The organism is Streptomyces sp. HUAS YS2, assembly GCF_033343995.1.
In the GTDB taxonomy this organism is placed as follows: domain Bacteria; phylum Actinomycetota; class Actinomycetes; order Streptomycetales; family Streptomycetaceae; genus Streptomyces; species Streptomyces solicathayae.
Genome location: NZ_CP137573.1, coordinates 6700167 through 6713151 on the forward strand (window position 1 = coordinate 6700167; position 12985 = coordinate 6713151).

At 75.3% G+C, this 12985-nt stretch carries 8 protein-coding genes; 7 read left to right on the top strand and 1 reads right to left on the bottom strand.

The window, feature by feature from the left end:
• Positions 1-102 precede the first annotated feature (102 nt).
• The 5 genes from R2D22_RS31075 (at position 103) to R2D22_RS31095 (ending at position 8966) form a co-directional block, all read left to right on the top strand.
• Entirely contained in the window at positions 103-855 is a 753-nt protein-coding gene (locus R2D22_RS31075; RefSeq protein ID WP_318110098.1) for a GntR family transcriptional regulator, read from the top strand.
• Between the two features lie 108 nt (positions 856-963).
• Positions 964-2490, top strand: a complete 1527-nt coding sequence (locus R2D22_RS31080; protein ID WP_318108237.1) for a hypothetical protein — start codon at positions 964-966, stop codon at positions 2488-2490.
• Entirely contained in the window at positions 2487-3062 is a 576-nt protein-coding gene (locus R2D22_RS31085) for a hypothetical protein (RefSeq protein ID WP_318108238.1), read from the top strand. Before R2D22_RS31080 ends, R2D22_RS31085 begins: the two co-directional genes overlap by 4 nt.
• The gene (locus R2D22_RS31090; RefSeq protein WP_318108239.1) at positions 3059-3961 is read left to right on the top strand and encodes a hypothetical protein; all 903 of its coding nucleotides are present in this window, start codon (positions 3059-3061) and stop codon (positions 3959-3961) included. The genes R2D22_RS31085 and R2D22_RS31090 overlap by 4 nt, the downstream gene beginning before the upstream one ends.
• Before the next feature lie 49 nt (positions 3962-4010).
• A complete protein-coding gene (locus R2D22_RS31095) occupies positions 4011-8966 on the top strand; it encodes a hypothetical protein (RefSeq protein WP_318108240.1) in 4956 nt (1651 codons plus the stop codon).
• A gap of 84 nt (positions 8967-9050) precedes the next feature.
• On the opposite strand, the gene R2D22_RS31100 is transcribed toward R2D22_RS31095, so the two are convergent.
• The gene (locus R2D22_RS31100; protein ID WP_318108241.1) at positions 9051-9467 is read right to left on the bottom strand and encodes a hypothetical protein; all 417 of its coding nucleotides are present in this window, start codon (positions 9465-9467) and stop codon (positions 9051-9053) included.
• Positions 9468-9861: 394 nt separating this feature from the next.
• Between R2D22_RS31100 and R2D22_RS31105 the strand changes: the two genes are divergently transcribed.
• Entirely contained in the window at positions 9862-12546 is a 2685-nt protein-coding gene (locus tag R2D22_RS31105) for a sensor histidine kinase (RefSeq protein WP_318108242.1), read from the top strand.
• Positions 12543-12983 carry a roadblock/LC7 domain-containing protein gene (locus R2D22_RS31110; RefSeq protein ID WP_318108243.1) on the top strand — a complete coding sequence of 147 codons (441 nt, stop codon included), beginning with the start codon at positions 12543-12545 and terminating at the stop codon, positions 12981-12983. Before R2D22_RS31105 ends, R2D22_RS31110 begins: the two co-directional genes overlap by 4 nt.
• Positions 12984-12985: the final 2 nt, after the last annotated feature.

The window sequence follows — 12985 nt, forward strand, 5'->3', positions numbered from 1 at the left end:
CCTCAAGGTAGGGGATTGTTGAACAATCCGACAAGAGGCATGTTGTCGCGTCCACCGCTTTGCGGTTGACTCGGCGGGAGACGCGAGGAGAGGCGGGGCGTGGTGGGCGGGACCGACGAGGTGGCCGACGGGCTGGCGGGCGACCGGGCGCTGCTCGGGCGCACGAGCACGGCCGAGCGGGTCGCGGACATCCTGCGCGGCCGGATCGCCGAGGGCTTCTTCCGGCCAGGCGCCCGGCTCTCCGAGGAGAGCATCGGTGGCGCGCTCGGGGTCTCCCGCAACACCCTTCGCGAGGCGTTCCGGCTGCTCACGCACGAACGGCTGCTCGTCCACGAACTGAACCGCGGGGTCTTCGTCCGGGTGCTCGCCGTGGACGACGTCGCCGACATCTACCGCACCCGCCGGCTCGTCGAGTGCGCCGTAGTGCGCGGCCTCGGGCGGCCCCCGTACGCGCTCGACGCCCTCGCCGAGACCGTCGCGGAGGGGGAGGAGGCCGCCCGTGCCGGGGACTGGACCGGCGCCGCCACCGCCAACATCCACTTCCACCGCGAACTCGTCGCGCTGGCCGGCAGCGCCCGCACCGACGAGCTGATGCGGGGCGTGCTCGCCGAACTCCGGCTCGCCTTCCACGTCGTGGACGACACGCGCGGGCTGCACGAGCCCTATCTCGTACGGAACCGGGAGATTCTGGACGCGCTTGCCGCGGGGGAACGGGCGGCGGCGGAACGACTGCTCGCGCGCTACCTCGACGACTCGCGGGACGGGATGGTCGAGGTCTACGCCCGGTCGGTGGCGGCGCCGGGCGCAGGACCGGGCACGGGGTCCGGGGCGGGACCCGGCGTCGGGGAGGCGTGACACCGGTCACGTCCCGTGCGGCGCGGGCCCGTTGGCGAGCCGCCGGCGGGGCCGGTCGCATCTGCGCCGTTTCGACCCATGTCAGTTCCAGGACCTAATCTGTGCACCGTGACTTCGCCTGCCTCGACGGAATTCGTTCCGCCCCAGCTCAGCGCGGGGCCGCGCCCCGCGCAGGGCCCGGCCGCCGACGAGGGGCTGGCGCGGCGGCTCCGCGCGCTCGCGTGCACCGCTCCGCTGCACGACCTGGACACCCGCAAGGCGAATCTCGCGGGCGAGTACTCGGTCTACGCGATGGCCGAGGTCGCGCTCGCCGCGATCGACCTCGTCACGCTCAACATGGACTTCGACACGGGCGCGGACCACGAGCAGATCGTCGCCCGCCTGCTGCCGCGCGTCGCCGCGCAGGCCCCCGGGCGCCCCGTCGCCGAGCACGAGCGGGTGGCCCGCTGGGTCCTGGAGAACCTGATCAACGTCGGCAGCGTCGACCGAGGCTTCCGCGCCGTCTACGGCACGTTCGGGCCCGACGGGGTGTACGTCCGGCGGGACTACGACTTCAAGCTCATCGAGGAGGTCCCCGGCTACGGCGGCGGCGTGTACCTCCGGACGACGGACGAGGCGGTCAACGTCCTCGTCGGCGCGCTCGACACGGACGTCACCAGCGCGCAGATCGCCGCCGAGGTCAAGCTGGAGGTCCTGATCAGCCGCGGCCGGCTGGCCGACGCCCAGCTCGCGGCCGAGCAGGCCCGGTACCGGACGGTCCAGTACGCGGAGACGCTCCGGAAGACGCTGGAGGCGACGCGGCGCAACGTCCGCGCGGTCGACTGGCTCAACGCCGTGCCCGACATGATCGCCGAGGCGCTGGACCACGTGGCCGACCGCTACCGGCACGAGAACGCGATCCTGACGAACATCCGCAAGGCCCGCGACGAGGCCGAGGAGCAGGAGAACAAGCGCCGGGCGGCGGAGCTCGTCGACATAGTCAAGGACTGCATCCGCCGCCACACCCAGCTGCAGTCCAGGCTTCTGGAGGCCGGGCCGCTGTTCCGGGCCGAACAGGACCGGCAGGCGTTCGCCACGCCGACGGCGTACACCGGCATCGACCTGTACGGCCAGCTGGTCGCACCGCTGCTGCCGCTCCCCGTCGAGCAGGCGACGCGCGTCACCGACGCGTTCTTCGCCCGCGGCACGGGCCTGCGCACGCCCGTGTCGGTACGCGTGGGGGACCTGGTGGAGATGCTGCTCACCCCGCCCGTGGAGCGGGAGCACCTGGGCGCGGAGATGCCCGAACCGGACCTGATCGCGACGCCCGACGACAGCCGCTTCAGCGAGGAGCAGCTCGCGAGCGCGATGGAACTCCTCGACCTGGAGCACGACGCCCCGCGCCGCCTCTCCGGTCTCCTCGCCGACGCCCGCCGCCGCGACCCGGACCTCCCGTACCTGGTCGCCCTCCTCGCGGTCCACGCCGCGAGCCCCCCGGTCGGCACGGCCTACCGCCAGGGCGAGGAGCGCCTCCTCTTCGCCGTGGACGACGGCACGGAACTGAACGACCCCGAATTCGGCGGCGCCGACCTGATCGTCGGCACGGCCCTCCTCGACGCGGTCGGCATGGCCGCGGACCGCACGGAGTCGGCGTGACGACGGCGAAGGCGGCGGAGACCGCCACGACGGACGAGGCCGCGGAGCCCGTGGTCCCGGAGCCCCGGGGGACCTCGGCGACCGGGGCCGTGCCGGAGGACCGCCAGATCCCGGCCGTCGACCCGCGGGAGACGGCGGCGCACGCGCACGTGGACGCGGCGGTTCCTGGTGCCGGTGGCGGGGAGCCCGCTGCCGCGGCGGTACCCGGCCCGCGGGACGGCGCAGCCGCCCCGCCGCAGGCCGGATCCGGCACCGCCCCGAGCGCCGTGACCGGTGCGCCGACCACTCCGGCCGAGGCCGCCGACGGCGCTGCACCCGTCGCCGCCCCCTCGTCGGCCGCGGCCGACCCCCGCGCCGAAGGCGCTGACGGCCCCGCGCCGCGGGCGCGGGTCGTGCGGGTCGACGTCGGGGGCGCGACGGTGCCCGTCGCGCGGCCGTACGTGCGGGTCGTGCGGCTCACCGAGCCGTCGCCCGCCGAGCCGCCGCCCGTACTGCCGGCCGTGCAGCCCGTCGCGCTGCCACTGAAGCGTTCCGCAAGCAAGTCCGTACCCGCCGAGGAGTCCCAGCCGTGAGCGACCACCACGCCGAGCACGCCGCCGCGTGGAGCGAGCCCGAGGTCCCGCAGGCCGCCGCGCCCGCGCCGAGCGGGGGCGTCACGCCCGCCGACGCCGCCGACGCCGCGCGGCTCGTGTCCTTCGGGCTCCAGCCCAAGCTGCTCCCGGCCCGCGACGCCGAGTACGCCGAGCTGCTCCGCCGCTACCGCGAGGACCCCGCCTTCGCACGCCTCGCCGACGCCGTCGCCACCGGCCTCGGCCTCGTCGTCCTGGAGGTCTCGCCGCGCGCCGGCATGGCCGTCACCGCCGGCGAGGACTCCGTCTTCGCCGTCCGCATGGGCGACTACGCCCGCCGCGCCAACACCGACTCCGCCGACCGGTTCCTGCACGGCCTCGCCCACCTCGCCGTCGCCGCCATGGCGTTCCCCCGTCCCGAGGACCTCGCGGACGACTCGTACATCGGCCGCCTCACCGTCAACGGCGTCGACGCGTTCGTACGCCAGGCCTGCCGCCGGCTCGAAGAGCGCGCCGAGGAGCAGGGCGAGAACACCGACCCCGCCACCGACGCCCCCGGCCTGGAGGCCGCCTGGCGGATCTACGCCCGCCGCAGCGCCACCGGCGCCACCAAGGACGCCCGCCGCCTCGCCGGCTCCACCACCGGCATCGTCGGCAAGGCCGTCGCCTTCCTCACCGACTCCGGCTTCCTCCAGCGCACCGGTGACGACGCGGGCGGCGCGTACCGCACCACCGCCCGCTACCAGCTCCAGGTCCGCGACATGGCCGGCACCGCCGCCATGGCCGAGCTGCTCGACCTCGGCGTCGTCCCGGTGACAGACGGCTCCGCCACCCTCCTCCCGCCGCCGGACGGGGACGACCTGGAGCTGGCCGCCGACGCCGGCCTTCCGTTCCATGCGTAACCGCCCCGCGTAACCACCCGAACCAGACAGACGACGAGAGTCCGCCGCCATGTACGAGTTGTCCCGGGTCCGCCTCTACTCCATCGGTCCCGCCGGTGCGCGCTACGCCGACACCGTCCTGGACCTGCGCGGAGTCGGCGAGCCCGTGCCCAACCCCGCCCCCATGCAGGCGGAGTTCTTCGAGGAGGAGCCGGTCGGCCCGCCGCGCCGCCCCGCGCCCGCGGGCGTCCTCTTCCTGGAGAACGGCGGCGGCAAGTCCGTCCTCCTGAAGCTGATCTTCTCCGTCATGCTGCCCGGCCACCGCAACACCCTTGGCGGCGCGAGCTCCGGCGTGCTGCGCAAGTTCCTCCTCGCCGACGACTGCGGACACGTCGCCCTGGAGTGGCAGCACACCCTCACCGGCGAGCTGGTCGTCGTCGGCAAGGCCAGCGAGTGGCGCGGTCGCCAGGTCTCCAACGACCCGCGGAAGTTCGCCGAGGCCTGGTACTCCTTCCGCCCCGGACCCGGGCTGAGCCTCGACAACCTCCCCGTCGCGGAGGCCACATCCGTCCGCCCGCCCGCCGAGGGCGCGTCCGGCGCGCAGGGCCGCCGCCGCACCATGAAGGGCTTCCGCGACGCCATCACGGAGGCGGGCAAGGCGTACCCGCACCTGGAGGTGTACTGGGAGGAGATCCACGACCGCTGGAACGAGCACCTCGGCGACCTCGGCCTCGACCCCGAACTCTTCCGCTACCAGCGGGAGATGAACGCCGACGAGGGTGAGGCCGCCGGCCTCTTCGCGGTCAAGAAGGACTCCGACTTCACCGACCTGCTGCTGCGCGCCGTCACCGACACCCGCGACACCGACGGCCTCGCCGACCTCGTCGGCGGCTTCGGCAACAAGCTCGGCCGCCGCGCCGAACTCACCGCCGAGCGCGACTTCACCGCCGGTTCCGTCGACCTGCTCGGCCGCATCGTCGAGGCCGCCGACACCCGCGGCCGGGCCCGCGACGTGCACGCCGGCGCGGAGCGCCGCACCCGTACCCTGGCCCGCCGGCTCTCCGCCCGCGCCGCCGGCGAACGCGGTCGCACCGCCGACCTCGCCCAGCAGGTCACCTCGGCCGCGCACGCCGTCTCCGAGGCCGAGCAGGCGCGCGGCCGCAGTTCCCTCATCGCCGCGGAACTCGCTTACCGGCACGCCTCGTTGGCGCTGACCGTCGCCGAGAAGAGCGCCGCCTCCCAGCGCCGCGAACTCATCGACGCGCGCACCCTGCACTCCGCCTGGCAGGCCGCCGAGGCCGTGCTGCGGCACCGCGCCGCCGCGGACCGCTCGGCCCGCGTCGCCGCCGCGATCCGCGAGGCCGAGCGGGACGCCGCCCCGGCGCTCGCCGCCCGCGCCACGGCCGCCGCCGACCTCGTACGGGCCCTGCACGCCGCCGCCGAGGAGGGTGAGCGGCACGCGGCGGAGCAGGAGGAGCGCTCCGCCGCGCTCCAGGACGTCGGCGAGACCGCGCACCGCGACGCCACCGCCGCGGCGACCGAGGCGCAGCGCGCCCGCAGCGAGGCGCAGCACCTGCGGCAGCGCCTCGCCGAGGTCGAGCAGGAGACGGCCGAGGCGGTACGCGCCGGCTGGCTCGACGACACCGCGCCCGACGCCGACCCGGCGCGCGCGGCGCTCGCCGCGAGCGACGCGGAGAAGACGACCGTCGCGGCATGGGACGCGGCCCGCGAAGCGGCCCGCACGGCCGCCGACCGCGCCCGCGAGGCCGCCGCGACCGAGACCCGCGCCGAACTCACCGCCGCGCGCGCCGAGGACGCGGCCTCGGCCGCCGAGTCCGCCTACGAGGCGGAGCACCGCGCCGCCGAGTCGATCGCCGCCGACGACCGCCTCGCCCAACTCCTCAGTCTCCCCCCGACCCAGACCCCGCTGCCGTCCCAGCGCGCGACGGGCTCGACCGGGCCGGCGGCTTCCGCGTACGGCGCGGATGCCGAGCCCGGCGCGAGCGGCGCCGCCGGCCCGGCCGGCGTGGACGGTTCCGTGCCGGGTGCCCGCGGTGCCGACGGCGCCGCTGCGGGCCCCGCACACCCCGCGGGCTCCGCGCAGGGTCTTGCGGCCGACTCCCACGCCGCCGAAGACGCGGCTCCGCCCGCCGGCACGGCCGGCTCCGTTCCCGGCGTGGGGGCCCTGCCGGTCGGTTCGGCCGGCCCCGGTGCCTTCGGCACCGCCGGCACCGCCACCCGCACCGCCGATTCGGTGCCCGCCCCCGTCCACCCCCTCGACGGCCCGCTCACCGTCGACGAGTTCGACCGGTACGCCGACGAACTGCGCCGACTCCTCGACCAGTCCATCGCCTCCGCCGAGCGGAACCTCTTCGACCTGCGCACCGCCGCCGCCGACGACGCCCGCATCCTCGGGGCTCTCGGCGACGGCGGACTGCTGCCGCCCGGGCCCGACGTCCTGGCGACCGTCGAGTACCTCGGCGAGCACGGCATCCCCGCGCTGCCCGGCTGGCGCTACCTCGCCCAGGCCGTCGACCCGGCCGACCACGCCCGCGTGCTCGCCGCCCGCCCCGAGCTGGTCGACGGCGTCGTGATCACGGACCCCGTCTCGTACGCCCGCGCCCGCGAGGTGCTCGGCGGCGCCGCGCTGCTGCCGCGGTCGACCGTGGCGGTCGGCACCGCCGCCGCGCTGCTCGCGCCGGTCCCGTCCGCCGAGGCCGGCGACGGCGAGACCGACGTCTTCCTCGTGCCGCCGAACCCGGCCATGCACGACGAGCACGCCGCCGACGAGGAGCGCCAGGCCCTGCGCGCCCGCGCCGCGTCCCGCGACGAGGAGATCCGCACCCTCGCCGCCCGCCTCGCCGGCGACCGCGCGCTCGCCGCCCGCATCGGCGCCTGGCGCGCCGACTGCCCGGAGGGCATGCTCGCCGAGCTCAAGACCGCCGCCGTCGCGGCCCGCGCCGCCGCCGAGGACGCGATCGCCGCGCTGGCGGAAGCCCGTACCGTACGCGCCGAGGCCGACGAGGCGGCGGCCGACGCCGCCCGCGTGCGCGACGAGCGGCAGGACGCCGCGCAGCGCGCCCGCCGCGCCGCCGACGCCCTCGCGGGCCTCGCCTTCCGGCTGCGCGAGCGCTCCGCCTGGCAGGCCAGGCTCCGCGAACTCGCCGACGACGCCGCCGAGTCCGAGGCCCGCGCCCAGACCTGCCTGGAGCGGGCCAAGGCCGCTGACGAGGACCGCCGCGCCACCCAGCGCGCCGCCGACGACGCGCACCGCACCGCCCGCGCGCTGCGCGCCGAGCGTGCGGAGATCGCAGGCGCCCCGGAGAACCTCCCGGAGGCCGACCCGGACGCTCCGCGCGTCGCGCTGCCGACCCTCCGGGAGGCGTACCGCGCCGCCTCCCAGGTGTACGAGAAGGTCGGCGTCGGCGCCGACCTCCGCGCCGAGCAGTCCCGCGCCGAGAGCGACGAGTCCGCCGCGCTCGCCGAACTGGACCGGCTCACCAACAAGGTCCGCACCCGCGCCGAGCAGCTCCTGGAGTCCACCGACGGCGCCGACGGCCCGTCCCGCCAGGCCGCCGCGGCCCGTGCCGAGTCCCTCGTCCAGATGCTGGAGTCGCGGGCCTCCGAGGCGAGCGAGAAGCTCGGCCGGCTGCGCGGCGAGGCCGAGCGCCTCGCGCCGGAGGACGGCGAGGCGCACACCGAGCTGCCCGAGGAGCAGGTCCCGGCCGACGCCGAGCAGGCCCAGGCGCTGCTGCGCGGCGCCACCGCCGAACTCGCCGCCCGTACCGACGCCCTGGAGACCTCGCGCGCCGCGCACACCGGGCTGCTCCAGGCCCACCGCGCCGCCGAGGACGCGGCCGGCGGCTTCGACGAGACCGCCGCCCTGCTGCGCGACCTGCTCCGCGAGCACGCCGACGACGACCAGGAGCAGCCGGAGCCGTACCCGGGCGACCTGGAGGAGGCCCGCCGGGCCGCCGCCGAGGCCCGGCGCTCGCTGCGCGGCTGCGCCGCCGACCTGTCGGCCGCCGAGGCGTCGGTGCGCGAGGCGAGCGACATCCTCGTCCGGCACGCCAACTCCAACCGGTACGAGCAGGTCCGCACCCCCGCCCGTCAGCAGATCCGGGAACTCCCGGCCGCCGCGCTGCCCGAGCACGCCGCGAAGTGGGCGGAGGCCTTCGCGCCCCGGCTGCGCGTCCTCACCGACGAGCTGGCGCAGCTGGAGCGGAACCGGGACTCGATCGTGGACCGGCTGCGCGGTCTGGTCGAGTCCGCGCTCACGACGCTGCGTTCGGCGCAGCGGCTGTCCCGGCTGCCGGAGGGGCTCGGCGAGTGGTCGGGCCAGGAGTTCCTGCGCATAAGGTTCGAGGAGCCGGACCAGGCCACGCTCACCGAGCGGCTCGGCGAGGTCGTCGACGAGGCGACCCGCGCGGCCGTGAGGAAGAACTCCGACCTGCGCCGGGACGGCATGTCCCTGCTGCTGCGCGGCGTCCACGCGGCGCTCGAACCGCGCGGCGTCGCGGTCGAGATCCTCAAGCCGGACGCGGTGCTGCGCGCCGAACGGGTGCCGGTCGGGCAGATGGGCGACGTGTTCTCCGGTGGCCAGCTGCTCACCGCCGCCATCGCGCTGTACTGCACGATGGCCGCGCTGCGCTCCAACGACCGCGGCCGGGACAAGCACCGGCACGCGGGCACGCTGTTCCTCGACAACCCGATCGGCCGCGCCAACGCCACGTATCTGCTGGAGCTCCAGCGGGCGGTCTCGGACGCGCTCGGCGTCCAGCTGCTGTACACGACCGGTCTGTTCGACACGACCGCGCTCGCGGAGTTCCCGCTGGTGATCCGGCTGCGCAACGACGCGGACCTGAGGGCGGGCCTGAAGTACATCAGCGTGGAGGAGCACCTGCGCCCCGGCCTGCCGCAGCCGAGCGCGGAGGGCGAGGCGGTGCACGGGGAGATCACGGCGACCCGGATGTTCCGCCGCACGCCGGACGCCCAGGCGCAGCAGCACCAGCCGTCCGACGGCTGACGGCCCGCTCGGCACGACGACGGCCCGCTCGGGCACGACGACGGCCCCGGCACCCTTGTGAAGGGGCCGGGGCCGGTCGCTTTCCTAAGCTGCCTCGGACAGCGCATCCGCGGTGAGCGGTATGCCGCCCGCTCCCGCGGGCTCACCCCCGTCGTGCTTCGCCGCCCGCCGGGCCCGGCGCCGCTCGCGCCGCAGTTGGCGCGCGGTGCTGCTGGGCGCGGACACCACGCCGTTCCGCTGGTTCCAGACCTGCCGGGTCACCCATACGTCGAGCACGCTCCATGTGGCCACGATCGTGCTGCCCACCGAGCTGAGCACCATCGGGAACGCCAGCCAGGACTCGGTCAGCGTGCAGAAGAACGCCACCATCGCCTGGACGAGGGTCACGGACGTGAGCAGGACCGCCCGCACCGCCGCGGAGCGGACCGGATCGGGCATCCGGCGCCGCCCCCTCTCGTCGTCCACCCACAACTGCCTCGGCGCCCGCGCCTCTTGCCCCATCGTGCTGTCACTCCCCACCTACGAGTTCCCTCCCCGTACGAAAGACGAGCGAACTGAGGGAAAGGTTTCCTCGTCAGACCGGTTCGGACACATCGGGAACAGACCGGAACGAAAAGTTCCAGCCATCTGTCACGGCAGGGAAACTGACGCTGCGCCACGTGGCCTGCGCCACACTGGCGAATCCCAACTCCCTGAATACCGGGACATCTCATGATCAACGGTCACTCGGAAGGCTGAAAATCGCTGAGACACGCCTTCGAGTTGGCTGTGATGCAGTAGTAGGCTCGCGCCGCCGTTTGTTGAAACCGAAGATTGACGCCGCGTGTTGACGCCGGGCGTCGAGACGACGACGTGAGAACCCCCGCCGCGGGCGAGGGTCGAGCTGGGGGAGGCCATGCGCTTTCGCGGGAAGTCCATCCGCCGGAAGATCGTGGCGTTGCTGCTCGTGCCGCTCATCTCGCTCACCGGCCTCTGGGGCTTCGCCACGCTCCTCACCGGCCGCGAGGCCGACCAGCTGCTCGACGTCGGCTACATCGTCGAGAAGGTCGGCTACCCGATCGAGGACACCGTCCGGGTGATCCAGAAGGAACGCCGGCAGTCCCTGATCTACCTGGCCGATCCGCGCGCCTCGGACTCCCTCGCCGCCCTGCGCAAGCAGCGCGAGGCCACCGACCGCATGATCACCCAGATCCGCGCCAACGCCGCCGACTCCGGCGTCCGCAGCGAGATGCGGCCGACCGCCTCGCAGCGGCTCGGCTCGCTCCTGGAGGCCTTCAAGGGGCTCGACTCGCTCCGTACCTCCGTGGACCGGCGCAGCGTCGACCGCCTCCAGGCGCTGACGTTCTACAACCGGCTCGTCGACCCCTGCTACAGCTTCCTCATGACCCTGCACGCCCTCGAGAGCGTGGAGATGGACAAGCAGGGCCGCGCCCTCGTCGGCGTGACCCGGGCCCGCGAGATGCTCTCCCGCGAGGACGCCCTCGTCGTCTCCGCCCTGACGGCCCGCCGGGTCTCCTCCGCGGAGATCCGAGCGATCTCCGACCTCGTCGCCAACCGCAAGCTGACCTACGAGGTCAACCTCGAGGTCCTGCCCGCCGACGACCGGCGCCGGTTCGAGGAGTACTGGAGCAGCCCGGCCACCGGGCAGCTGCGCGACGCCGAGGACGCGCTGATCGACGCGGGCCCCACCAAGAACCCGCGCGGCACGGACGCCCCCCGCTGGGAGGAGATGGCCACCCCGGTCCTCGACGACCTCGCCCGCGAGAACACCGAGGCCGGCGACCGCTACCAGGACCGGGTGCAGCCCGCCGCGTACAGCGTCCTGCTCAAGGCCGGCGTCGCCGGCGTGCTCGGCTTCCTCGCGCTGCTGGTCTCGGTGATCGTCTCCGTACGCATCGGCCGTGAACTCGTCCGCGACCTGCGGCTGCTGCGCAAGGAGGCGCACGAGGTCTCCGGCGTCCGGTTGCCCAGCGTCATGCGCCGGCTCGCCGCCGGCGAGCAGGTCGACGTCGAGACCGAGGTGCCGCGCCTCCAGTACGACCAGGACGAGGTCGGCCAGGTCGGCCAGGCCCTCAACACGCTGCAGCGCGCCGCCGTCGAGGCCGCGGTCAAGCAGGCCGACATGCGCCGCGGCGTCGCCGAGGTGTTCGTCAACCTCGCCCGCCGCAACCAGGTCCTGCTGCACCGCCAGCTCACCCTCCTCGACACGATGGAGCGCCGCACCGAGGACACCGAGGAGCTCGCCGACCTGTTCCGGCTCGACCACCTCACCACCCGCATGCGCCGGCACGCCGAGGGCCTGGTCATCCTCTCCGGTGCCGCCCCCTCCCGGCAGTGGCGCAAGCCCGTCCAGCTCATGGACGTGGTCCGGGCCGCGGTCGCCGAGGTCGAGGACTACGAGCGGATCGAGGTACGCCGGCTGCCCCGGATCGGCGTCGGCGGCCCGGCGGTCGCGGACCTCACCCACCTGGTCGCCGAACTCCTGGAGAACGCCACGGTGTTCTCGCCGCCGCACACCGCGGTGCAGGTCCTCGGCGAACGGGTCGCCAACGGCTTCACCCTGGAGATCCACGACCGAGGCCTCGGCATGAACCCCGACGCCCTGCTCGACGCCAACCTCCGGCTCGCCGAGACCCCCGAGTTCGAACTCTCCGACACCGACCGCCTCGGCCTGTTCGTGGTCAGCCGGCTCGCCCAGCGGCAGAACGTCCGGGTCTCCCTGCAGACCTCCCCGTACGGCGGCACCACCGCCGTCGTCTTCATCCCGGCCGCGCTGCTCACCGACGCGCCCGAGACCCAGGGCGCCGGCTTCCGGCTCGACCGCAAGAGCCCGGCGGAGGCCCCCGTGGTCCGGCCGGCCCTCGCCCAGGTCCCCAGCGGCGGCACCGCCGCCCGGCGCGGCGCGCCCGCGGTCCTCGACGGACCGGTCGAACTGGAGGCCCCGCTCTCCGACATGGACGCCCTGCTCGGCGCGAGCGGCGACCTGGAGGACACCGAGAGCGAGCGCGGCGGCATCTTCCGCGCCCGCGACCTGCGCCGCGGCGGGGCGAACGAGCAGCACCAGCAGGCGTACGAGCACGGCGCCGCCGGGCAGGACGAGGGCCGGCCCGACGGCCCCGTCCCGCTGCCCCGCCGCCGCCCGCCCACACTGGTCAGCGACCACGGCCGCCGGGTCGACGAACCGGGCCGCGCGCACCCCGCGCCCGGCCGGGCCACCGACCGCCCCGACCGCCCCACACTGCCGACGCTGCTCCCCACCCGCCGTACGGACCCGGCGCCGGCCCCCGGACCAGCGGCCCCGGCCGCGCCCACGCTCGTCCCCGTACCGCCGGAGGGCCCCGCGCCGTTCGGCGGGCTGCCCCGCCGGGTCCGCCAGGCCAGCCTCGCCCCGCAGCTGCGGGACACCTCGGCCCGCGGGACCACGGAAGCCCAGCCGTCCGGACCGACCGAGCCGGACGTCGAGCGCGACGCCGAGGACGTGCGCCGCCGCATGGCCTCGATGCAGCGCGGCTGGCAGCGCGGACGACGGCAGAACGCCGAATCAGCACCAGGAACGACACCCGAGGGGGACGGTCGATGACCGCACCGAACGCCGCAGCACCCAACACCTCCGGAAGCAGCAACGGCGAGCTGAACTGGCTCCTCGACGAGCTGGTCCAGCGGGTCGGGTCGATCCGGAAGGCCCTGGTGCTCTCCAGCGACGGCCTCCCGACCGGCGCCTCGCAGGACCTGACCCGCGAGGACGGCGAGCACCTCGCCGCCGTCGCGTCCGGCTTCCACAGCCTCGCCAAGGGCGTCGGCCGTCACTTCGAGGCCGGCAAGGTCCGCCAGACCGTCGTCGAGCTCGAGGACGCCTTCCTCTTCGTCACCGCGGCCGGCGACGGCAGCTGCCTGGCCGTCCTCGCGGACGCCGACTCCGACGTCGGCCAGGTCGCCTACGAGATGACCCTGATGGTCAAGCGGGTCGGCGCGCACCTCACCACCGCGCCCCGGTCCGGCCTGGCCGCCGGAGGGTGAGT

Coding starts and splice junctions, on each gene's coding strand:
- R2D22_RS31095 (WP_318108240.1), top strand. CDS start 4,011: ATGTACGAGTTGTCCCGGGTCCGCCTCTACTCCATCGGTCCCGCCGGT.
- R2D22_RS31100 (WP_318108241.1), bottom strand. CDS start 9,467: ATGGGGCAAGAGGCGCGGGCGCCGAGGCAGTTGTGGGTGGACGACGAG.
- R2D22_RS31105 (WP_318108242.1), top strand. CDS start 9,862: ATGCGCTTTCGCGGGAAGTCCATCCGCCGGAAGATCGTGGCGTTGCTG.
- R2D22_RS31110 (WP_318108243.1), top strand. CDS start 12,543: ATGACCGCACCGAACGCCGCAGCACCCAACACCTCCGGAAGCAGCAAC.